27 protein-coding genes are annotated in these 21,535 nt (G+C 68.9%); 17 read left to right on the top strand and 10 right to left on the bottom strand.

Translation table 11 applies throughout. The features are described 5' to 3' along the window. Positions 1–30: 30 nt before the first annotated feature. The 9 genes from ACFWMR_RS01190 to ACFWMR_RS01150 all read right to left on the bottom strand — a co-directional run bounded on the left by ACFWMR_RS01190 (position 31) and on the right by ACFWMR_RS01150 (position 5,273). On the bottom strand, positions 31–1,065 hold the full coding sequence (locus tag ACFWMR_RS01190; protein ID WP_378375948.1) for a glycosyltransferase: 1,035 nt from the start codon (positions 1,063–1,065) through the stop codon (positions 31–33). After that, positions 1,062–1,550 (bottom strand): DUF6884 domain-containing protein, encoded by a 489-nt coding sequence (locus tag ACFWMR_RS01185; RefSeq protein ID WP_378375946.1) that lies wholly within the window; start codon positions 1,548–1,550, stop codon positions 1,062–1,064. Before ACFWMR_RS01185 ends, ACFWMR_RS01190 begins: the two co-directional genes overlap by 4 nt. Further along, the gene (locus ACFWMR_RS01180) at positions 1,547–2,104 is read right to left on the bottom strand and encodes a formylglycine-generating enzyme family protein (protein WP_378375944.1); all 558 of its coding nucleotides are present in this window, start codon (positions 2,102–2,104) and stop codon (positions 1,547–1,549) included. Before ACFWMR_RS01180 ends, ACFWMR_RS01185 begins: the two co-directional genes overlap by 4 nt. A 3-nt stretch (positions 2,105–2,107) precedes the next feature. Next, entirely contained in the window at positions 2,108–2,887 is a 780-nt protein-coding gene (locus ACFWMR_RS01175; RefSeq protein WP_378375942.1) for a reverse transcriptase domain-containing protein, read from the bottom strand. A gap of 214 nt (positions 2,888–3,101) precedes the next feature. After that, positions 3,102–3,806, bottom strand: coding sequence for a 7-cyano-7-deazaguanine synthase QueC (gene queC / locus ACFWMR_RS01170; RefSeq protein ID WP_378376083.1), 705 nt, complete (start codon positions 3,804–3,806; stop codon positions 3,102–3,104). Positions 3,807–3,808: 2 nt separating this feature from the next. Next, entirely contained in the window at positions 3,809–4,291 is a 483-nt protein-coding gene (locus ACFWMR_RS01165; RefSeq protein WP_378375940.1) for a hypothetical protein, read from the bottom strand. Between the two features lie 147 nt (positions 4,292–4,438). After that, on the bottom strand, positions 4,439–4,678 hold the full coding sequence (locus ACFWMR_RS01160; protein ID WP_101434365.1) for a hypothetical protein: 240 nt from the start codon (positions 4,676–4,678) through the stop codon (positions 4,439–4,441). 17 nt (positions 4,679–4,695) lie between these two features. Further along, positions 4,696–4,908: a hypothetical protein gene (locus ACFWMR_RS01155; protein WP_378375938.1), complete on the bottom strand. Its 213-nt coding sequence runs from the start codon at positions 4,906–4,908 to the stop codon at positions 4,696–4,698. Continuing rightward, positions 4,905–5,273 (bottom strand): hypothetical protein, encoded by a 369-nt coding sequence (locus tag ACFWMR_RS01150; protein WP_378375936.1) that lies wholly within the window; start codon positions 5,271–5,273, stop codon positions 4,905–4,907. The genes ACFWMR_RS01155 and ACFWMR_RS01150 overlap by 4 nt, the downstream gene beginning before the upstream one ends. Before the next feature lie 726 nt (positions 5,274–5,999). Between ACFWMR_RS01150 and ACFWMR_RS01145 the strand changes: the two genes are divergently transcribed. The 4 genes from ACFWMR_RS01145 (at position 6,000) to ACFWMR_RS01130 (ending at position 10,002) form a co-directional block, all read left to right on the top strand. Continuing rightward, complete coding sequence (locus tag ACFWMR_RS01145; RefSeq protein ID WP_378375934.1) at positions 6,000–7,406, top strand: helix-turn-helix domain-containing protein; 1,407 nt, start codon at positions 6,000–6,002, stop codon at positions 7,404–7,406. Between the two features lie 30 nt (positions 7,407–7,436). After that, positions 7,437–8,117, top strand: coding sequence for an SDR family oxidoreductase (locus tag ACFWMR_RS01140; protein WP_378375932.1), 681 nt, complete (start codon positions 7,437–7,439; stop codon positions 8,115–8,117). 173 nt (positions 8,118–8,290) lie between these two features. Further along, positions 8,291–9,514 (top strand): helix-turn-helix domain-containing protein, encoded by a 1,224-nt coding sequence (locus tag ACFWMR_RS01135; protein WP_378375930.1) that lies wholly within the window; start codon positions 8,291–8,293, stop codon positions 9,512–9,514. Continuing rightward, complete coding sequence (locus ACFWMR_RS01130) at positions 9,502–10,002, top strand: NUDIX domain-containing protein (RefSeq protein WP_378375928.1); 501 nt, start codon at positions 9,502–9,504, stop codon at positions 10,000–10,002. The genes ACFWMR_RS01135 and ACFWMR_RS01130 overlap by 13 nt, the downstream gene beginning before the upstream one ends. A gap of 24 nt (positions 10,003–10,026) precedes the next feature. Here ACFWMR_RS01130 and ACFWMR_RS01125 read toward each other — a convergent pair whose 3' ends face one another. Then, entirely contained in the window at positions 10,027–10,665 is a 639-nt protein-coding gene (locus ACFWMR_RS01125; RefSeq protein ID WP_378375927.1) for a prepilin peptidase, read from the bottom strand. A gap of 336 nt (positions 10,666–11,001) precedes the next feature. On the opposite strand from ACFWMR_RS01125, the gene ACFWMR_RS01120 reads away from it, so the two are divergent. From ACFWMR_RS01120 to ACFWMR_RS01060, 13 genes are all read left to right on the top strand, one after another. Then, positions 11,002–11,529: a hypothetical protein gene (locus tag ACFWMR_RS01120; RefSeq protein WP_378376081.1), complete on the top strand. Its 528-nt coding sequence runs from the start codon at positions 11,002–11,004 to the stop codon at positions 11,527–11,529. After that, on the top strand, positions 11,523–12,557 hold the full coding sequence (locus ACFWMR_RS01115; protein WP_378375925.1) for a hypothetical protein: 1,035 nt from the start codon (positions 11,523–11,525) through the stop codon (positions 12,555–12,557). The genes ACFWMR_RS01120 and ACFWMR_RS01115 overlap by 7 nt, the downstream gene beginning before the upstream one ends. A gap of 115 nt (positions 12,558–12,672) precedes the next feature. Then, positions 12,673–13,386 carry an SAF domain-containing protein gene (locus tag ACFWMR_RS01110; protein ID WP_378375923.1) on the top strand — a complete coding sequence of 238 codons (714 nt, stop codon included), beginning with the start codon at positions 12,673–12,675 and terminating at the stop codon, positions 13,384–13,386. Positions 13,387–13,424: 38 nt separating this feature from the next. Then, positions 13,425–14,306, top strand: a complete 882-nt coding sequence (locus ACFWMR_RS01105) for a MinD/ParA family ATP-binding protein (protein WP_378375921.1) — start codon at positions 13,425–13,427, stop codon at positions 14,304–14,306. Next, on the top strand, positions 14,303–15,811 hold the full coding sequence (locus ACFWMR_RS01100; protein ID WP_378375920.1) for a CpaF family protein: 1,509 nt from the start codon (positions 14,303–14,305) through the stop codon (positions 15,809–15,811). The genes ACFWMR_RS01105 and ACFWMR_RS01100 overlap by 4 nt, the downstream gene beginning before the upstream one ends. Then, positions 15,799–16,731 carry a type II secretion system F family protein gene (locus tag ACFWMR_RS01095; protein ID WP_378375918.1) on the top strand — a complete coding sequence of 311 codons (933 nt, stop codon included), beginning with the start codon at positions 15,799–15,801 and terminating at the stop codon, positions 16,729–16,731. The genes ACFWMR_RS01100 and ACFWMR_RS01095 overlap by 13 nt, the downstream gene beginning before the upstream one ends. Positions 16,732–16,735: 4 nt before the next feature. Further along, the gene (locus ACFWMR_RS01090) at positions 16,736–17,629 is read left to right on the top strand and encodes a type II secretion system F family protein (RefSeq protein ID WP_378375916.1); all 894 of its coding nucleotides are present in this window, start codon (positions 16,736–16,738) and stop codon (positions 17,627–17,629) included. 36 nt (positions 17,630–17,665) lie between these two features. Continuing rightward, a complete protein-coding gene (locus ACFWMR_RS01085) occupies positions 17,666–17,854 on the top strand; it encodes a hypothetical protein (protein ID WP_098513947.1) in 189 nt (62 codons plus the stop codon). A gap of 5 nt (positions 17,855–17,859) precedes the next feature. Then, complete coding sequence (locus ACFWMR_RS01080; protein WP_378376079.1) at positions 17,860–18,360, top strand: TadE/TadG family type IV pilus assembly protein; 501 nt, start codon at positions 17,860–17,862, stop codon at positions 18,358–18,360. 141 nt (positions 18,361–18,501) lie between these two features. Continuing rightward, entirely contained in the window at positions 18,502–18,915 is a 414-nt protein-coding gene (locus tag ACFWMR_RS01075) for a pilus assembly protein TadE (RefSeq protein ID WP_378375914.1), read from the top strand. After that, positions 18,912–19,391, top strand: a complete 480-nt coding sequence (locus ACFWMR_RS01070; RefSeq protein ID WP_378375912.1) for a pilus assembly protein TadG-related protein — start codon at positions 18,912–18,914, stop codon at positions 19,389–19,391. Before ACFWMR_RS01075 ends, ACFWMR_RS01070 begins: the two co-directional genes overlap by 4 nt. Before the next feature lie 45 nt (positions 19,392–19,436). Then, entirely contained in the window at positions 19,437–19,874 is a 438-nt protein-coding gene (locus ACFWMR_RS01065) for a hypothetical protein (RefSeq protein ID WP_378375910.1), read from the top strand. A gap of 123 nt (positions 19,875–19,997) precedes the next feature. After that, positions 19,998–21,494: a LysM peptidoglycan-binding domain-containing protein gene (locus ACFWMR_RS01060; RefSeq protein WP_378375908.1), complete on the top strand. Its 1,497-nt coding sequence runs from the start codon at positions 19,998–20,000 to the stop codon at positions 21,492–21,494. Positions 21,495–21,535 lie beyond the last annotated feature (41 nt).

Raw genomic sequence — 21,535 nt, 5'->3', positions numbered from 1 at the left:
TGCTGGCGGCCGGGGCCAGGGCTGGTGGGGTCATCGCAGTACCTCGCAGGTGCGCAGCAACTCCGACATCTCGGCGGTGAACGAGTGGGAGCGGCCGGTCGGGGCGGGCCGCCGCATCAGGTCCCAGTAACGGGCGAGGGTGTCGGGCCAGGTGGCGAGCTTGCGTTGCCACTGCTGCTCCGCGTCCGGTGGATCGAGGTGGAACCCGACGACCTGCCGAAGCGGAATCACCAGCAGCCCGCTCGCGATCAGGCACGCGCCAAGGTAGGTGTCTTCCATGCCCCAGCCGATCCGGCCGAACTCGGGATCGAACCCTCCGACGTTGAGGACGGCGGCGCGTGGAACGGCGACGAGGCAGGTGACGACCATGCGGGGCAGGTCCCAGTCGACATAGCGCTGGCCGTAGCCGAGGTCGACGAAGTCGTGGGTGTGATCCAGCGGACGGCCGTCAAGGCGCTCGGTCAACGTGATGCCGGTGTAGAGCAACGGGCGGCCAACCGGAGGTCGCCACACGACCCGGTGATCCGCGGCGAGGTGTGGGTGGTCGGCCAGGACACCGCGCCCGCCCTGGTGCAGGTCGTAAGGGAGGTTGTGGCGGAACCCGACGAGCACCGTGGTGTCGGTGGCGCGGGCGGTGACGTCGGTGATCACGTGTGGGGGCAGGACCATGTCCGCGTCGAGGTAGAGCACCGTCTGCCCGCGCGCGAGCGCGGTGCCGAGGTTGCGCGCGGTGGCCCCGCCCATTTGTTCCGGGAGCCGCAGGACCGTGGTGACGATCGGGTGTTGGGCGGCGATGGCGGCCGTGGTGTCGGTGCTGGCGTCGTCGATGACGATGACCTCGAACCGGTACCGGTGGTGCTGGCCTTCCAGGGCGTCGAGCACGGCCGGCAGGCAGTAGGCGACGTTGTGGGCCGGGACGACGACAGAGAGAGACCGCACGGCGGCGAGCGAAAGGGCCGACGGCGTGGGCTCGTGCCACCCGATCCCGGAGATGGCTTCCCAGCTGCGGGTACTGCTGGTGTGAAAGTTGTTGCGGCGCAACAGCTCCTCGTGCAATGAGGTCACGCCCACCCCCAGCGGCGCAGGTAGGTCAACCCGTCCTGCCATCCCCAGGGGTCCGGGATGATCGCGATTTGATCGAATCGGTCGAGGTGGTCGAACAGGCGCTGCAAGGCGAGCAGGTATAGCGGCTCGACCAGGATCAGCATGTGCCGCATCGACGGTGTCTCGGCGAGCTCGGCGTCCAGTTGCTCGGCAACCGCCTGCTCGTGCAGGCGGACGGCTTCGGTCCGGTTCGTGAGCCGGTGGTCGTAGGTGGTGATCGGGTCTTCGGGGCGCAGCAGGCCGTGTGCGGCCGAGAGGATGCGGATGCGGGCTCGGCGTGCCGGGTCTGCGGCGAAGTGTTCACGCGCGCGTGGGACGCACGCGCCTTGGTAGAGGTCAAGTGCCGCAACGGGGACGCTGGTGACGAGCTTCTCCCGCGAGCAGTTGAGGATGATCAAACCCTGGTCGGGTGTGAGGATGCATGTGGTGGGCGGCCGGAGTGTCATGGTTCTCGCACCACCCGCAGGCCGATTCCGCGTGAGCGCAGTTCAGCGGGCGCAGCGTTGAGGAAGGTGCACTGGGCGTACATCGGCGGCGCGGCGTACGAACCGCCACGGATGACGACTCCGTCGCTCATCGCGGTGCTGGCGGTCCATTCCCACACGTTGCCCGCAACGTCGAGCACGCCTTCGGGCGTGGCACCGTCGGGGTGCGTGTCGACCGGGGTGACTGTGCCGTGCCCGGAGTCGCGGAGGTTCGCGAACGCCGGTTGCCACGGCGTGTTGCCCCATGGCCAGCGTCGGCGGTCCGGTCCGGCGGCCATCCACTCCCACTCCGCCGAGCGCGGCAACCGCCCGCCCAACTGGCTGGCAATGTCGGCCGCCTCGGCGTGGCTGATCTCGGCGACGGGGAACCGCGGCCCGACTCCGGGGTGCTCGTTCGGCAGGTGCCCGTAGGCGATGGGGGTGCGCGTCCACAACAGGGTCGGGACCGGGACAGGGCGCGCGTCGTCCCCGAAAGCGCAGACTCCTCCGGTGACCTCGATCCATTCCAGGTTCATGCCTCAGCCGCCGATCAGGAACAGGTCTTCGACGTTGACGTCTTCGCGGATGCGGCTCTTGATCTCGTTGGGCCGCAGCCGAAGTTGCAGGAGTGCGTCGCTGATGGTGTAGAACGCCTCCTGCGCGTCTACGCGGGTTCGGGCGAAAGCGACGTAGTTGTCGGCGAAGCGCACGACTCGGAGCCCGGAGATTTTCTTATCCACTTGGGACAGTCGAAGGTTGATCAGCATGGGTGCGAGACCGGAGCCCGGCGCGATCGGGCTCGGCATCGCGGCGAGCGCGTTGCGCAGGCGGGCCAGGAAGGTGCCGTCGTGGATGTGCTCGGCGTGCCAGTCGATGACTTCGTCGACTGTTGCGCCTTCCGACACCGAGGCGACGTCGAGATCGGCTACCCACCGGAAACGCGCCTGGTGGTACACGGCGGCCTGGCGTAGGGAGGTGATGCGGTTGCGGCGTGGGCGGAACCCGGAGACCCAATCGCGGAAGGCGCTCGCTTCCAGTACCGGTTCGATGGCGTTGCGCAGCGCACGGTGTACCAGTCGATCCCGCACGGTGGGGATGAAGGTGTGCATCTGTTTGCCGGTGTAGGTGGGGAGCTGTACGTCGCGGACCGGTCCGGGTCGCCAGGTTCCGTCAGCGAGTTCGATGGCCAGTTGCGGCAACACCAGGCGCGCATCGCGGCGAAGGTGACCCCAGGTCATGTCGTCGGCACCGGGTGCCGAGGCTCGCCGGCCGCACTGCCGCAACGCGCGTCGCAGGTGCGGCTCGGACAGCAGCGGCATCAGCGAGTGCGACTGCGGTCCGGAGGCGGAGGGCGCTGGCGCTGTTCCGGCCCGCTGCGCTACCGTGCTGGGTGCTTGGGCGGCAGGAACGATCCCCTCGCCACGTTGTACCGGTTCGCAACCCGACACGCGCGAGCCATGGCACGGGGAACGACGGCCCCGCCCAGGCCCAGCCGGTGCGCCGAGTTCCTTCCCCGCCATCATGGTCATCTCCTCACACGCTGCGGTAGTTGGTGGGGTCGGTGATGCCGCTCTGCTGAAACGCTTCCTTGCGTTCGGTGCACGTACCGCACGTCCCGCAGTGCGCTGCCTCGCCTCGGTAGCACGACCACGTCCGCTCGAACGGAACCTCCAGTGCCGCGCCGATGCGGACGATGTCGGTCTTGCTCTGAGTGAGAAATGGGGCGAGGATCTCGAAATCGTCGACCAGCAGTCCCTCGTTGGCAGTGCGGACCGACCTGGTGAACCGCTCGACGAACTCTGTCCGGCAGTCGGGATAAATGGCGTGATCACCGGCGTGCGCGCCGAACGCCACCACATCGGCCTTGCTCACGATCGCCACCGCGACCGCGATGTCGAGCATGATCGCGTTTCGGTTCGGGACGACCGTGGCGCGCATCGACTCGTCGGTGTAGTGCCCGTCGGGCACCGACACGTCGGTGTCGGTCAGGGCCGAACCGACCAACAGCCGCCCGAGCATCGCGAGTTCAACGGTCTCGTGTGGACAGTTGAGCAGTCGCGCAATGTCGGCCGCGTACTCCAGTTCGACTCGGTGCCGTTGGCCGTAGTCGAAGGACAACAGCGTCAGCTCGGCCCCGCGCGCGGCCAGCCAGTACGCCAGCACAGTGGAGTCCAGCCCGCCGGAGGCGATCACAATGGCGCGGCGCGGATGCCGGTGCGCAGGGGTGCCGATCGGCATCTTCACCACGTCCCGCACAGCGAGGACGTCGAGCGGGCCGCGCCGACCACTGCGGTCCACGGCGGAAGGGCCACGTGTGGTTGCGGTCGTTCAAGCCACCGCACGCCTTCGTCCACGTTGTCCAAAGCGGGGAGCAAGATGGTGTCGCCGCGCCGTTTCCAGCCGACCTGGATGCGCACCAGGTCATCCCAGGACGACTGGCGCAGGGTCGTGCGTGGCTGGGTGAGGAAGATCCAGTCGTTGGGATCGCCGGGAACCACGATGATGGGCGCGCGCAACATGTGCCGCGCAAGGAAATTGTTGACCTCTCCAGCGAACCCGGCGCGCATGATGAGCGCGTCGACGTTCGTGCCGAGTTGAAGGCGGACGTCGCCGGTGACGCTGTCGATGGTGGTTGGCCACGCGAACACGTCGCTGTAGTCCCGCGCGCGTTGGTCAGGTTGCTGCTCGGCCAGGGCGGGGTGGTCGTCGATGACGGCGGTCATGAGTCGGTCCTCCTCGAGAGGGGTGGGTGCTGGTGGCGGCCGGGCGGAAGGCGTCGTGGAACCGCTTCCGCCCGGCCGCAGTCGGTGGCGCGAGCGCGCGCTCGTCCGAAGGCACGGCGACAAATCCGGCCTGGCTTCAACATCTGGCTAGACGGCCCCCGCTCGGTGCGGCGGGTGCTCGGCGAGCAGAACGTCGCGCAGTGCCGCCCGGAGCTGCCCGGCCTCGGCGTTAGTCAGCCGGGCGAGCCGTCCGCCGGGCAGCTCGATCTCGACGTCCGCGGGAGTGCGCCGCCGAAGGTGCAGCGCGGACCGCTGGCCGTCGCCGTCGCGGCAGTCGACTTTGCGGTGGTGCCATCCCAGCCGACGAAGCAAGGTCGCGGCGGGCACGGTGTGACATGGCCGCCTCATGGGCCTTCGGTCTTTCGGATCATGCCGAGGCCGTGTGTTCCGGCGGTCGCGATCGCGTGCCGCAGGACCCTGTTGGGAGGCTGGCGTGGCGCGCGCCGATGCGAACCGGCGTAGGCGGATTCGGTCTGCTGTCGACGCCGCCACGCGAACCGCAGCAGGCAACAGACAAACGCCAGCGCGGCGCTCGCCGTGATGACCAGGGCGATCATCCGGCGTCACCCCTGGTGGCGGGGATCGCGGCGAGACCAGGTATCGGGGTCGTGGTCCCGCCGCGACATGACAGCAGAGCAGGGCGCCCCTCGGCGGTTGGGGGAAGACCGCCGTTGTTCTGCTCCGCCGTGCTCGCCATGCCGGTTGTCGTGATGAGGCCAGGTGCACCTGGCGCGGGTGTGGTCGCCACCTCGGTGGCTTGCATGACGGCGGAGCGGAACTGGGCGGTGGCGGCGCGGTCGAGGACCGCGACTTCCCCTGGGGGAGCCATGACCACGACCTCCGAGCCACGCACGACAACACGCAGGGTCCGCTCGCGGCCGGCGACATCACGGCACGCGATGGACCAGGGTCCGGTGTTCATCGTGCGGCACCGCCTCGCGCGGTGTCCCTACTCCATTCCCGTCGACACACCGGCTGCACGAACAAACACGGCACAGCGAGCTGAGTCTGTGGGCATCGCGACGCACAAAGCATCGCGAATCGCTGGGAGAGCATATCTACTCCAATAGTCAGCGAGTCCCTATTATTTGGTTTGTTTGAGTCGTTTTCATCCGAGTAGGCCGTCAAAATGGCCCACGATCGACACCCGGCGACCATTCGGTGCGCCAGCCAGGCGGTGCCCGTGGCCGGTTCCAAAACTGCTGGTGGTTGCGGCTGCGAACACCGATCAACTAAACGATCGCCACGGGGATCGGACCAGAGCGGCGGTGGGGCGGCGATGGGGCGCGGATGGAGCGTTACCCCCGATGACCTGCCCAAACATGGACCGAGCGGCGTCTACGTCAATCGGGTGAAGCGGGTTGACACCGTGTGTAACCAGACTTCTCGATTGTGCGTTCCGGACGCCACAGCGCCCAGGAGACGGACATTTACTCGGCCGCGTTCGGAAGCGTGAACGAATGGTACCCATGCCGCCCCACAGCCGGTGAGGCTTCTCGCCGAACACAAAAGGCAGCTCGTGCGCCTGTTTTTCGGTACTCCGCTGATCCGCCGGCCTGCCGGACTTTCGGTGTCTTGTGGCCCTAGTCTTGACCTGGCCAAACGGCGACGGGAACATCAGGGGCGGTCTAGCCGGACGGGGACGAGCATGGCAGCACGACGAGACGGCCTGGCACGACGCCGCGCGGCGATGGGTTTCACCCAGGACACGCTCGCCGAGCGCCTCGGGCTCGAACGATCCACAGTAGGCCGCTGGGAGCGAGGGACCGGTACACCGCAGCCGTGGAACCAGCCCGACCTCGCCAAGGCCCTCGACTTGTCCCGCGACGCCCTCGCCACTCTCCTCGGTCCTGATCAACTCGCCGGTCCTCCCACTGGCCGGACCTCCGAGCTTGAGGTTGCGCGCGACGTGGGCGCTGCGTTCAACTGGCCGGACTGGCGCGGAGCCGGGCAGGCCAGCGTCCTGGAGCCACCCTGGTCGATTACCGGGACGATGCAGGTTCTTCACGAGGTCGCGGGAGGCACGATGGATCGCCGGGGGTTCTTGATCATCACGGGTGCCGCGCTCGCTGGCGTGGCAGACCGATGGGGTTCAGCCCTGACTGGCGTCGTTCCACCGACCACGGGCGCGCTGCCCGAGCATCGCGACCCGCGCCTGTCCGCCACGGTCCTGGACCGGCTCGACCACCGGCTCGCCGACCTTCGCCAGCTCGATGACGAGTTCGGCGGACGCGAACTCCACCAGCTCGCGGTCGCGGAATTCAACTGGCTGACTCGCCTCGCCGATCAAGCGGACTACAGCACCGCCGCCGGACAGCGGCTCTTCAGCCTCGTCACCGAGGCAGCCCGCCTGTGCGGATGGCTGCACTTCGACGCGGCCCATCATGCCGCCGCCCAGTCCTACTACGTCGCGGCCCTGCGGTCCTCGGCCAGCGCGAACGACTCCCTGACCGGTGCGCACGTCTTGGCGTGCATGAGCTTCCAAGCAACGCTGACCGGCCACCAACAGGAAGCCATCGCCCTGATCGACGCCGCCGAGGACCGGACGAAGCACACCGCCACTCCGCGACTTCGGGCGCTGCTGGCCAGCCGGAAGGCGCGGGCGTACGCGAAGGCGGGCGACGCGGCATCCTGCGGTCACGCCCTCAACGACGCCGAACGACGACTCGACGCGACCACGTCCCAGACCCCGGAACCCGACTGGATCTACTTCTTCGACGAGTCGGAACTCGCCGCGCAGGCCGCTGCCTGCTGGGTCGACCTCCGCCAGCCCGCCAAGGCTCGCCCGCTGATCGACAACGCGCTGAGCAGCATGAACCCCCAGTACGTCCGGGATCGCACGATCTATCACGTCCGCAGCGCCGAAGCACATCTGCACGCCAACGACCTCGACCTCGCCTGCGACGACCTCCACACCGCGGTCGACCTCGCCGGCCACACCGGCTCGGTGCGGTCCATCCACACCATCCGTAGCGCGCGCAGCGCGATGTCGCGCTACGACCGCGAGGCTCGAGTCCAGAAGCTCGATCTCCACCTCGCCGACCTGGCCGCTTAACGAATGCACAGCTCTCGCAGGGTCGCGCTCGTGACGGGCGCGAACCGGGGCATCGGCTACGCCATCGCCGGACAGCTAGCCGAACGCGATATCCATGTCGTCACCACCGCCCGCGACGTCGAGCAGGCGAACCGGACCGCGACCGATCTCGTCGGCCGAGGGTGGGCCTCCTCCGGCGTACGCCTCGATGTGACCGAACCCGACACCATCACCACGGCGGTCCAGCACACCCTCGACCGGCACGGCCGGATCGACATCCTCGTGAACAACGCTGGGATCAGCGACGGAGACCAACAGCCGTCGCACATCGACGTCGACCTGGCCTCCCGTGTCTGGCAGGTGAACGTGCTCGGCGCCTGGCAATGCGCCGAAGCCGTCCTTCCCGCGATGCGTACCGCCGGGTACGGCCGGATCGTCAACCTGTCCAGCACGCTCGGCTCCCTGCATCACATGACGCGGCCCACCGAGCCCGCCTACCGCGTCTCCAAGGCGGCCCTCAACGCCGTCACACGGGTCCTCGCCGCGGAACTCGCCGGCACCGGAATCCTGGTGAACTCCGCGTCCCCCGGCTGGGTCCGCACCGACCTCGGCGGCCCGAACGCTCCACGCACCGTCGAGCAGGGTGCCGACACGCCCGTCTGGCTCGCCACGTTGCCCGACGACGGCCCCACCGGGGGATTCTTCTACGAACGCGAGCCTCTGGAATGGTGATGCACGCCGCCAGAAGTTGGCCGCTCCGGCGACCGCCGCCCGACCGCGACCCTAGGGACTGACTGCGGAAGATCAACAGGAGATCGAGCCTCGTACACTCCGCGCATACCTAGGCTTGACCTGGGCAAATGGCGACGGGAACATCGGGGCTGGTCGACGGAACGGGGACGAGCATGGCGACGCGACGCGACGGCCTCGCACGACGCCGCGCGGCGATGGGATTCACCCAGGAGACGCTGGCCGAGCGTCTGGGGACTGAACGGTCCACGGTCGGCCGGTGGGAACGCGGTACCGGCACGCCGCAGCCATGGAACCAGCCAGACCTCGCCAAGGCGTTGGAACTTTCACCGGAAGGGCTCGCCGACCTCCTAAACAATGTCGGCCCGATAACACGCGCTCCCGCTACCAACGAGCTGTCCCCAACGGCGATCGGACCACTTTCGCTGCGGGAAGATCACGGCCTTGGAGTTGTGGAAAGAATCCAGGTAACCGCACAGGCATTCCAGACCGCCGACCGACGTGTTGGTGGCGGAGTGTTGTACCCGTCGGTTGTGCAGTACCTCAACCTTGAGATCGGGCCACGCCTGCTCGATCCGGGAGATGGAGTTCATGGCTCGGCCCTGTTCGCGGCGGCAGCTTCGATGACAGAGATCGCGGGCTGGATGTCGCATGACGGTGGGCGGGATGCCTTGGCGCATCACCACTTTGACCGAGCCTTTCGGCTGGCGACGGCTGCCCACAACGAAGCGTTGGCTGGAAACGCCTGCGCTTCGATGGCGCACCTTGCGATCGAGCTCGACCAAGCGAACAACGCCCTTCGGATCGCCACTGTCGGACTCGACCGAACCCGCGAGACTCCCGGCGCAGTAAGGCTATTGGCCCGTCTGCACTCCATGCGAGCACGCGCCTTCGCGCTGCGAGGGGAACGAACAAGGTGCACTCACGAGCTGGAGACGGCAGAGCGCATATTGACCGGAGCGAACAACGAACCCGCTGCCGACTGGATCGCGAATTTCGACGACGCTTCTCTGGCGAGTGAGGCCGCCCTGTGCTTCCTGCAATTGACTGAGTACCGGGAAGCCGAACGCCAAGCCAGAGAGGTGATCCGACTCAGGTCGGGGGATCGCGTGCGTAGCCGTGCGTTCGGTCAGCTCACCCTCGCGAACGTGCTGCTTGAAGCAGGTCGCCCGGATGAGGCTGCGTCGCTGGGCCAAGAGGTGTGTCAGTTGACCATATCGCTCAGCTCGGCCCGCGTGGTGCAGCGCCTGAGCGAACTCGGCCAATCCTTGGCGGTGGTTCGAAGCCTGCCCGAAGTAGCGGACTTCCTGACAGCGCTGGCCGCGCTCAGCCCCGTCCCCAGTAAGCAGGAAGGGCGAACTGTCACGTGGCCGGTCTGACTGACGACGAGGCCCGTTTCGCCTACCTCGCCGAGGGGAACGCCAAGCAGGCCCGCAAGCGCGTGGCTGCCGACGTCTTGCTGCGCGACGAGTCAGGCCGAATCCTTCTGGTGAATCCGACATACAAGGAGCACTGGGACCTGCCCGGCGGGATGGCTGAAAGCAACGAGCCGCCCCGCAAGGCAGCAGAGCGCGAACTCGTGGAGGAACTCGGCGTCACCATCACCGCGGGGCGGATACTCGTGCTGGACTGGGTCGGCCCCCATGGTCCATGGGACGACCAGCTCGTGTTCATCTTCGATGGCGGAACGCTGACTGGAGATCAGTTGGCCAACTTGCGCGCGATCGACCCTGAAGTCAGCGAGTTCGCGATGTTCGATCCCGAGGAAGCCAGTCGAAGGCTCCGGCCGGACATGGCCCAGCGCCTTTCCCGTGCACAGCAGGCGTTGTCGAGTGGGGCCGTCGACTACTCCGAGGTGCCGTCGTGACGGCGCGCGAAGCTTCAGCGAACGTCACCCCGGAACGACCACGATCGTGATCAACGCCCCGAACAGGAGAAACGGCCCCATAGGCACCAATGAGCCCTGCGGTCTTCGTCGGGTCGCCCGAACCAGGAGCAACACCAGGGCGGCTGCGAACCAGCCGAGGACGGTGGCCGTAACGAGTGCCGACCAGCTCAACCAGCCGAGCGCGAGGCCGAGTAGGCCGCCCAGTTTCACGTCGCCGGCCCCCAGTCCGCCTCCGGACACCAACGCGAGCACCAGGTAGAGGATGGCGATGACTGCCATGCCGACCAGGGCGCGCACGAAGTCCGGTCCTTTGGAGTGCAGGATCGCCGAGGTCGCCAGCAGCGCGCCGACGATGGCGACGCCCGAGTAGACGAGCACGCTGGGTAGTCGTTGCTCGAGGACGTCGATCACGCCGAGTGCTACACCGAGTGCGGCGAGCACGCTGTACGGCAGCAAGTCGAACTGATGACCGAAGCGCCAGGCGAGGGCCCCGAACATGAGGGCAGTCAGGAGCGTGGCGGTGAGCCGCATCGCGAGGGTTACGGTCGGAGCGGTCGTGAGCAGGCATTGGAAGCCGAATGCCAGGGCGCCGCCAACGAGGATTCCCGCCCCCGCCCACGCCGTGATGAACGCGGCGGACATCAACCGACACCGACACTTTTAACGTTCTGTAGTCGATTCGCCACTGCCTACCCCCAGAAAGTGCTGGTCGCGCCTCCAGTGTCGCGCAGGCAACCTCAGACAGTGACGCCTATCGCCCAAAAGAGTGAAGATCTACAGAAAATGCCTTTCCGACTTCAAAGTCAGTCGCCTACACACTTTGCAGTCGGTGGGGGTAGGTGGTGTAGACGTGGTGTGTATCACGAAAACGATAGACGATCTTCACTGATGTCTGGGGGGTGGGGTGTGGTAGCCCGCAAGGTCTTGATCGTTAGTGGGCGCCGAGCCAGGGCGGTGCTCGGCCTGGGAGCCACGTTGGTGATTCTCGCCGCGTGTAGTTCCGGCACGACCACCCCATCGTCCGGCGCGACCCAGCCGACCGGGCAGGCGCCAACGACTTCGGCTCCGTCGACCACGGCGTTGTCTGTTGTGGACAAAGCCAAGCAGGATGCTCTCGCCTCGTACCGAGGCATGTGGCAGGACTTCGTCGCCGCTGGGACCACATCGGACTGGCAGTCGCCGAAGCTGGGGCGGTACGCGACGGGGATCGCGCTGACGAACATGTCACGGGCCTTGTACGCCGATCACTACAACGGCTTGGTGACCAAGGGCGAGCCCACTTACGAGCCCGCAGTGTCCTCTGTCGACCCTGCTGACAATCCGAACAAGATCGTGATCACGGACTGCTCCGACGATTCTCGCTGGTTGAAGTACAAGGCTTCCACCGGGCAGCCCGCCAACGACACTCCGGGCGGTCGGCACCTCATCAACGCCATCGTCCTGAAGCAAGCAGACGGATCATGGAAGGTCTCGGAGTACGGCGTCCACGAGGTGGGGACATGCTGAAACTACGACGCGTCTCAATCGTGACAGGACTGGTGGTCATCGGCGGCATATGCATCGTGACTCCGGCGCTCGCTGACGGCGGCTACGGCAGCACGACGTGCAACCAGACGCCGGCCCCGGTATGCGACCTCGGCGCGGGCAAAGGCGAAGACAACAAACCGGGAAACCCCGGAAACGGCAACAAACCGGGACGTCCGGGCAACGGCAACCCAGGCAACGGCAACAGCAACCCCGGCGACACGATCATCGGCGGGAACTCGAACCTGGCCAAGTGCTCCTACGTGAAGAGCGATTACCAGCCGCCATCCGGCGGTGTGGTCACCGCCGCCTTCACCAAGCCCCTGAACGCAGGCGGCGTGACCGCGCAGCCCGCTGTCTTCACCCGCCCAGCAGCGGGTGGTGTGGTCCTGGCGCAAGCCGCTCAACCAGCTCAGGGCCAGCAAGGTTCTTGGTACGTATGGCAATGCTCGACCGCGGGCGTCACCGACGGCCTGTACCGGCCACCGGTGTGGATGGCTGATGGACAGCCGCCCGGAGCGGCGCAGTTGCCTTCGCCGGCCGAGTTGGCGCAGATGGCGCGCAAGCAGTTGCGGCTGCCCACGCCGACCATCGCGGCGAACCCCATCGGCGATCAGCTGGTGAACTTGCCGACATGGATGTGGTTGTCGAGCGGGTGGGGGCCGGTATCGGCGACAGCCTCCGTGCCGGGCGTATCAGTGACGGCCACCGCGACGCCGACGTCGGTGACGTGGTCCATGGGCGACGGCAGCACGGTGACGTGCACCGGGGCGGGCACGCCGTTCCGGACGGGCAGTGACCCGAAGGCTCCGTCGCCGGACTGCGGCCACACCTACCGCACCTCGTCCGCGAAGCAATCCGGGCAAGCGTTCCCGGTCGCCGCGACGGTGCACTGGACAGTCACCTGGGCGGGCGCGGGCCAAGGCGGAACGTTCCCGGACCTGACCACGACCGGCAACGCGGCCTTCCGTGTCGCGGAGGCCCAAGCCCTCAACAACGGCGGCGGCTGACCACCCACGGGCAGCACCTCCTTTCATAACAACACAAACAGCAACTCATCCCTCCGCTCGCTGAAGAACCTCGGCGACGCGGCGCACTACCCCCATGCCCGGAGGAGGTACCGGCGTGACCACGAACATCACGAGCCAGCCGGACATCGACCGACCCACGAAGTCGGCCAGCGGTCCCTGGGTCGCGGACGGCAAGAAGCCCGCCTCGCGGCTACGCGGAACGAAACGGCGGCGAAGTGTCCCGCACCTGCTGCTGGGTGCCCTGCTCGTGCTGGCGTGTGCCGCCGCGTTCCTGCTGGTGTCGCTGAACTCCGGGAACCGCGAAACGGTCTTGGCGTTGGCGCGGCCGGTGACGGTCGGGCAAGTGCTTACCGCGCAGGATCTCAAGCAGGTCAACGTCGCCGTCGACCCCGGAGTGTCTATTGTGGACGCTAGTCAGGCGGCCAGCGTGGTGGGTAAGACACTGTCCGCGAGCCTGCCCGCCGGTGCACTGCTGACCTTGGACGCGGTGAGCGGGGCCGGTGTTCCCGCGACGGGGCAGGCGATCGCGGCGTTGTCGTTGAAGGCGGGCCAGTTCCCGGTGGAGGTGTCGCCCGGCGCGCATGTGTCGGTGGTGTTCGTGCCCGGTCAGGCGGGCGCCGCGTTGGCCAGCCCGCCGACGCCGGACTCCACGACCGTGTGGCCGGCGGTGGTCACCAGCGTGACCTCGCCGCCGAACCAGCAGATCACGGTGGTGTCGGTGCAGCTGAGCCAGGCCGCCGCCCGCCAGATCGCCGCCGTGCCCGCGGGTCAGTTGTCGATCGTGATGCTTCCGGGAAGTGGTCAGTGATGTTGGTGGCGGTGCTGTCGGTGAAAGGGTCGCCTGGGGTGACCACGTTCTCGGTTGCGCTGGCCGCGCGCTGGCCCACGCCCGCCCGCGCGCTGCTGGTGGAGGCCGACCCCTCGGGCGGGGACGTCGGGACGCGGTTCTCGCTGGAATCCGCACCAGGGCTGGTGAGTGTGGCGGTCGCCGCCCGGCGCAGCGACGACCCGGCGTTGCTATGGCAGCACGCACAGTCCCTGCCGGGCGGGTTGCCGGTGGTGGCCGCGCCAGCGGACGCCGACCGCGCGCGAGCGGCGTTGTCCGCGCTGGCCGACCCGACAACTGGCGCGGGCGTCCTGCGGACGGCCGCGAGTGCGCCGGAGTCCGTGGTGATCGTGGACTGCGGCCGGATCGACGCTGGTTCTCCGGCGATGCCGATCGTGCGCGCGGCCGACGCGATGGTCTTGCTGACCCGTGCGCACGCCGACGACCTCGCGCACCTGGCCCGCCGCCTGCCGGCGATCGGCCGGTGGACCGCGCATCCGGCGATGTTGCTGGTCGGCGAGGGGTATTCCACCGCGGAAGTCGCCCGCGAACTCGGCGTGCTGCCGCTGGGCCGCGTTCCCGACGATCCGCACGGTGCCGCTGTGCTGTGTGGACGGCCCAGCACGCTGCGGTGGGGCCGGAGCGGACCGGCCCATTCGGCGCTGGGGCAGGTAGCGCACAGGGTCGCAAAAGTGCTCATCGCTGAGCAGGCACCGCCGCCCGCGTTGCCTCGGCAGGCACCGGCCGACAACCAGCCGATGCCGGTGCTGCGCGCGGTGGCTGGCGTACACGGTGTGCCCGGCGTGCCGGCCAGCCCGGTCTCGGCCAACGGTCTGCGACTCGCGCCAGCGCCCCTGCCGCCGAACCCCGAGAACACTTCACGCGGAGGGCAAGCGTCATGACGTATCCGCCCAACAGTCCTCCGCCCAACGGCTATCCGCCTCCAGTCCCCCTGCGTCCCCACCACCAGCAGCAGGGACAACCACAGGGTTGGCAACCGGCCAATACGTCCGGCCATCCCAGCTGGGCGCAGTCGTCCCCGCAACCAGCACCGAGTGGCCCGGAGCCGGTGCAGGCAACCGAGGCTGTCGGCCGGCTTCGCCAGCACCTGCGCGACACGCTCGGCACCGAGCTGCCCCTGCGGGTGGATGCCCAGCAGCGCCGCAGCGGCGCCCCGGTCACCAGGGAGGCTCGGCGCGAGCTGGCGCGGTCGATCCTGGATGACGCGGTCGCTGCGCACAGCGAGAACGAGCTGATGGACAACCGGTCGCTGGTCGGCCGGGATGTCGAGCAGCGGGTGATCACCGAGGTCATCAACGAACTGTTCGGCATGGCGGGCTTGCAGCCGCTGCTGGACGACCCGACGGTGGAGACGATCAACGCCAACCGCTACGACCGGGTCTTCGTGCAATACAACGACGGCCGCCGCGCACGGGTCGCCCCGATCGCGGGCTCGAACGAGGAGCTGACCGACCTCGTCCGGCTGCTCGCCGCCCGCGCGTCGAGCCAGGAACGCCGCTTTGATTACGGCTCCCCGGCCGTCAACCTCCAACTGCCCGGCGGGGAACGACTGTTCGCGGTGATGGGCCTGACCGCGGGCGGGGTGACCTCACTGTCGATCCGCCGGCACGGCTATCTCACTGTGACCCTGCCCGAGCTGCGTACTCGCGGCACCATCGACCCCGGCCTGGAGCAGTTCCTCCGCGCGTTGGTGCGGGCGCGCAAGAACATCCTGATCACCGGCGGCACCGGCGCGGGCAAGACCACCCTGCTGCGGGCACTCGCCTCGGAGATGGACTCGATGGAGCGCATCGTCACCATCGAGGACGCGTTCGAGCTCGGCCTGGAACTCGACCCCGACATCCACGCCGACGTGACCGCCTTCCAGGCCCGTGAAGCCAACGTCGAGGGCGCGGGCGCGATCTCCCAGGCCGAACTCGTCCGGTGGGGCCTGCGCATGTCGCCGGACCGGGTGATCGTCGGCGAGATCCGGGGACCGGAAGTCATCCCAATGTGCAACGCCATGAGCCAGGGCAACGACGGCTCGATGGCGACCCTGCACGCCAGCAGCTCAAGGATCGCCTTCACCCGGCTGGCCTCCTATGCCGCCCAAGGCATCGAACGCCTCCCACTGGACGCGACGAACCTGCTGGTCGCCTCTGCGGTGCACTTTGTCGTGCACCTGGCCCGCGGCACCGACCGCACGACCCGCGTCGTGTCCTCGATCCGCGAGGTCGTCGGTGCCGACGGCCCCCAAGTGGTCTCCAATGAGGTCTACCGGCCCGGCGCGGACCGCCGCGCCCGTCCGGTGGCCGGGGCACTGCGCACCGACACCCTCGACGACCTCGTCGACGCCGGGTTCGACCCCGGCCTGCTCGAGCAGCCGGAAGGCTGGTGGCCGCGGTGAACATCACGATCAGCGCCACCACCGCCCTGTCGGCCTTGCTCGGCGTCGGACTCGGTGTCGGGCTGCTGCTGGTCATCATCGGCTGGCGTGGCGTGGACGCGAACCGGCGCTCCGGACTGTTCCGCCGCGGGCAGACGCGCCGCGCCCAAGCCGGGCCGCGAGACCAGCGCCAGGCGCTGCGGGGCGGCCTGGCGGTCGCGGTGGGTGTGCTTATCGGGGTGGCCACCGGCTGGGTTGTCGGCGCTGTGCTGGCTGGGCTCGCGGTCTGGGCATTGCCCCGTGTCTTGGGCCGCGACCCCGAGCACGCACGCCGGGTGGCGCGGATCGAGGCGATCGCGACCTGGACTGAGATGCTGCGCGACACGCTCTCGGCCGCCGCCGGGCTGGAGCAGGCCATCCTCGCGACCGCTCCGCTGGCGCCGCCGGCCATCCGCGGCGAGATCACCGACCTCGCGGTACGGATCGAGAACGGAGACCGGCTGGCGCCCTCCCTGCGCCACCTGGCCGACCAGCTCGCCGACCCCACCGGCGACCTCGTCATCGCCGCGCTGGTGCTCGCGGCGGAGCAGCAGGCCCGCCAGCTCGGTGACCTGCTCGGCTCGCTGGCGCACACCGCTCGCGAGCAAGCCTCGATGCGGATGCGGGTCGAAGCCGGGCGCGCCCGGACCCGAACCAGCGTGCGGGTGATCGTCGGCACCACCTTGTGCTTCGCGGTGGCCGTGGTGCTGCTCAACCGCCCGTACTTGTCCGCCTACGACTCGGCCACCGGACAGATCGTCCTGCTGGGCATCGGCGTCCTGTTTGGACTGGGCTTCACGTGGCTGGTGCGGGTCGCCAGGGTCGCCGAGCCTGAACGGTTCTTGTCCTTGGCCGCCGATTCCGAGGACCAGCCCGCGCTCGTCGCCGAGAGGCAGGTGTGACCCCGTGATCACCGCACTGATTCTGGGAACCGGGCTCGGCTTGGGTCTGTGGGCGCTGGCGGTGTGGGCGTTCCCGCCCCGGCCCGCCCTGGGGGCGGTTCTGGCACGCAGCACGGCGGCGCCTGCGCCGACGCCGATCCTGGCCACCGAGGACACCGGGTGGGCGGCCAAGCTCGGTCGCCCGTTCATCGCGCCGCTGCGCGCGCTCGGGCTGCCCGGCGAGCGGTTGGCTCGTGATCTGGCGGTCATCGGCCGCCCGGTCGCGACCCATCTGGCCGAGAAGGCAACCCTGGCGATCGCGGGGCTGCTCGCCCCAGTCCTGTTGCAATTGCTGCTGACCGTGGCCGGGTTGTCGCTGGGGATCGAGTTCCCGATCATCGCTGGACTCGTTCTGGCCGCCGCCGGATTCTTTCTGCCCGACCTGCAAGCGAAGTCGGACGCGGCGAAGCTGCGCACTGGGTTCCGCCACGCCCTGTCCGCCTACCTCGATCTGGTGTGGATCACTCTCGCCGGTGGCGCCGGGGTCGACAGCGCGCTCAACGACTCGGTCGCCATCGGCCGAGGCTGGGCGTTCGAGCAGATCCGCCGAGCCCTCGACACCGCCCGGCTGACCCGAACGACACCGTGGGCGACGCTGCGCCAGCTCGGTGAGGAACTCGACGTCACCGAGCTGTCCGAGCTCGCGGCCTCGGTCAGCCTGGCCGGCACCGAGGGCGCGAAGGTCCGCACCTCACTGGCGGCCAAGGCCGGGGCGCTGCGCACGCACCAGATCACCGACGCCGAAGGTAACGCCCAGGCCGCCACCGAACGCATGTCGCTGCCGGTGATGGCGTTGTTCCTGGGCTTCTTGGCGTTCATCGCCTACCCCGCACTGACGCAAGTCCTGAATGGACTGTGAGTTGCGGAGGCACGTGGAAATGGGAGGAGAAACGCGATGCACCTCTACCTGGTGACATTGTGGACGACGGTGAAGGCGCGGTGGGAAGTGCTGCGCCGGGAACCCGAGGCCGGGTACTCGACCGAGACGGTGCTGGTGACAGCGCTGCTCGTGGTAGCCGCGTTGGCGATCATCGCGATCATCATCGCGAAGGTCACCGCCAAGGCCAACGGCATCAACCTGTAACCGTGATGCGCGGGGAGCAGGAACAACGGTGCCGCCGCCGCGCCGACAGGGCCCGCGGTGATGGCCGGCCGCAGCCTGCGCGCGGGAGGACGGCCTCGCGAGGCCGTATCCGGCGGCTGCTGCGCGGCGACCGCGGCGCGGTCAGCGCGGAACTGGTGATCGCGACGCCGCTGCTTCTGTTGATGCTGCTGGCGATCGTGCAGTTCGCGCTGTGGTCGCACGCGACTCACATCGCTCAGGCCGCGGCGTCCCAGGGGCTCGCCGCCGCGCGAGCCCAGAACGGAACCGCGGCCGCGGGCAGCGCGAGTGCGCAGCAGATGCTCGATCAGCTCGCGCGCGGCCCGTTGACCGGCACCAGCGTCGGTGCCGACCGCACCGCGAACTCCGCGGCGATCCGGATCGCCGGGACCGCGACGTCGGTGATCCCGTTCCTCAGCTTGCCGGTGCACGCCGAGGCGTCCGGCCCGGTCGAACGGTTCGTTCCCGATCTGGCCAGCGGTGGGTGATCGGACACTATGACGACCACGAACCCGCCCACCACCCGGATACCCGCCACGTGTCCGTCTGGTGGTCCAGAACGCCCACTGGGGCGCGATCACCCCCGCTGGGGTTGGTGGGTGGCCTGGTGGCGCGCGGACCGGGGCTCCGTGGCTGCGGAAGTCACCATAGCGGCGCCGTTTCTGGTCATGCTGCTCGTGTTCGTCGCTGTGGTGATCCACCGAGGGGTGGATGCCCGGTTGCGGCTGGACGATGCCGCCCACCAAGCGGCCCGCGCGGCGAGCATCGAACGCACCTCGGCAACCGCGACCGCAGCGGCGCAGTCCACCGCCACCAACGCGCTGTCCTCAGCCGGAGTGACATGCGCGTCGCTGAGCGTGGACACCGCCACCGGAGGGATGCGACCGGGCGGCACGATCAGCGTGACGGTGTCGTGCGCGGTCGACTTCGGCGACGCGCTGATCCTCGGCGTTCCCGGCCAGAAACGCTTGTCCGCCACCGCTGTCGAGCCAGTCGATACCTGGCGCTCGGTCTCGGGGAATACCTCCGGAGGCGGCGCATGATCCGCCAGGAACAGGATCAGCGGCCACCCTGGAGCCACTGGTGGCGAACACAGCGGCAGACCTGGTGGCGGGCCGACGAAGGCAGGGCGACCGCGTTCGTCGTGGTGCTCACCATCGGAATCCTCGCGCTGGCCGGACTGACCCTGGACGGGGGCTTGGCCTTGTCCGCCAAGGTCAAGGCGAACGGGCAAGCGGAGGCCGCTGCTCGCGCCGGCGCCCAGGCCATCGACCTCGCCTCCTACCGCAGCACAGGCACCCTGCAACTGGTGCCGGTTCAGGCGGTCGCCGACGCGCAAAGCTATCTCGCGACCGTCGGGGCCTCCGGAACCGTGACCGTCTCCGGCGACACGGTCACAGTCACCATCACCGCCTCCCAGAACACACAGCTGCTGGGCATGGTCGGGATCTCCAGCCTCACCGTCCACGGCACCGGCAGCGCTCATCCCCAGCGCGGGGTGGTGACCATCGACCCATAGGGCACCCAACGCTCGCATCGGCACGTCAACGCAAAGGAGACCAGGATGGCTACAACCGACATTGCCACGGCCGAGGAGATCGACCGCCGCGTCGAGGCGGCCGACACGGCCCGGCGCGCGAAGCGTTCCGCTGCGGCAAAGGAGGTCGGTGAACTCGCCCAACGCCGGACGGCGCTCGTCGAGCAACTCGACGAGGTCGAACGGCAACTCGGTGAGGTACTCGCTGACGCGAGCGACGTGCTGGACATCGATGAGCTGGCGCGGTTCACCAACATTCCGGCCGCCGATCTGACGGCGTGGCTCACGCCCCGGAAACCGCCCCGCGCCACAAAGAAGAAGAGGCCCGCCGCGATTACACCCAGCGGAGCGCCGTCCGCGACGAAGACAGCGACGAACGGCCAGGCGCCCGTGCCGCCCGAGCCCGCCGTACCTCGCACCGACAGCGCAGACGCGCCCGAACGCGTCACGGCGGGAGTGACATGACAACGCTCGAGCCCGTCGGCGGCTGCCGCGCAAGGCGCACCCCGGCTCCTCTGCGTCCGATGCCTCGTGGAGTGGCGAGGATCGAACTCTAAAGCCCTGTACTGCCAAGGAAACGAGCCAGCTGTGACCTCGACATCGCACCAGTCCGGCCGGGAACCGGCACGGCCACCGAGCGCGGGCCGCCGCGTCTGGTGGGCGCTGGGCGGCATGTTCCGGTTCGTTGGCCGGGTGCTACGAGGTCTCATCGCGGGCAGCGTGTTGCTCGCGCTTGTGGCGGGCTTGCCCTGGGCGTTGTGGCACTACATCGGCTGGCCGTTGCCGAACCACGTCCCGACGTGGGCCGAGGTCCAGGGCGTGCTGCTCGGCCCGATGACGACCACGTTCCTGCTGGACTTCCTCGCCTGCTTGTGTTGGATCACGTGGGCCGCATTCACCATCGACGTCCTGCGGTGCACGGTGGATCTGGCTCGCAGCGGGTTCGACGCGGCCCGGTTGCCGGACTTCTCCGCCGCCGGTCCAGTTCACGCGCTGGCGGGCGTCTTGGTCGGTGCGGTGCTGCTGGCGGTGCTGGGCAACCGGCCCGCACCGGCACCGGTCGCTTCGTTGTCCGCATCGCTCGGGACCGGATCGCAGGTCGTGGCGACCGCCCCGGCCTGGCAACACCAGGCCCCCGCCGGGGAGACCGTAGTGGTCCGCAACGCGGTCTTCGCCGCTCAGACCACCACCGGAGACAACACTGTCACCGCTCCCGCGCATCCGGAGTCGGTGGTCGTGCTGGCACCGCAGAACGGAGTCCACGACTCGTTGTGGCGCATCGCCGAACGCAGCCTCGGTGACGGCGCGCGCTGGCCGGAGATCTTCGACCTCAACAAGGGAAAGCCGCAACCGAACGGACATAGCTTCACCAAGCCCAGCTTGATCTTCCCCGGCGAGGAACTCGCCCTGCCGCGCGAGGCGAGCGCGCCGGCCGTGCCGCCGCAGCAGCCAGCCGACCCGCAGCAGACGACTCCGACCCCGCCGACAGCAGCGCCGCCGACCTCCGCCGCGCCACCGACGAGCATCCAACCATCCACACCAGCGCAACCCGCACCGTCCACCCAGCAGGCACCACCGGCCGCGACCAGCACGAACACCCCTCCCGCGACGGGCGACCCCGGCGTCCGGTGGGGAGCGGAGCTGTTCGTCGGTCTCGGGCTTGCCGCCGCGGTCAGCGCGGCGCTGATGGTCGCCCGCCGCCGCTATCGCAGCCGGTATCGGCCCGGCAGCGGTGACCGCGACGACCTGCCCGTCGCGCCGGTGGTCTACCAGCTGCGGCTGGCTCACCTGCGCGCCGAGGCCGACGACGAGATCGACCTCGACGAGGACTACCTCGAGGACGGGGAACAGCAGCGTCCACAGCGTGTCCCGCCTGCGCCACCCCTCGTGGTGGGCGCGCCCCAGACCGGCGCCGGCCGACCCCCCACCGTCGCGCCAGGTCTGGGTGTCCGCGACGGTCGCGAGGTCGCCTTGGACCTCGCGACCGCCCGCGGCCTCGGGCTGGTCGGCGCCGGTGCCCCCGCCGGGGCTCGCGCGCTGCTGGTCACCGCGCTCACCACCACCGCAAGCCACATGGCGACCTAGGCCCGGGCGGCTGTCATCGTCCCCGCCGACCACCAGGGCTC

The sequence above is a fragment of the Amycolatopsis thailandensis genome, assembly GCF_042723255.1.
Taxonomy (GTDB): Bacteria; Actinomycetota; Actinomycetes; order Mycobacteriales; family Pseudonocardiaceae; genus Amycolatopsis; species Amycolatopsis thailandensis.
This window is presented reverse-complemented; position numbering and strand designations above follow the sequence as displayed.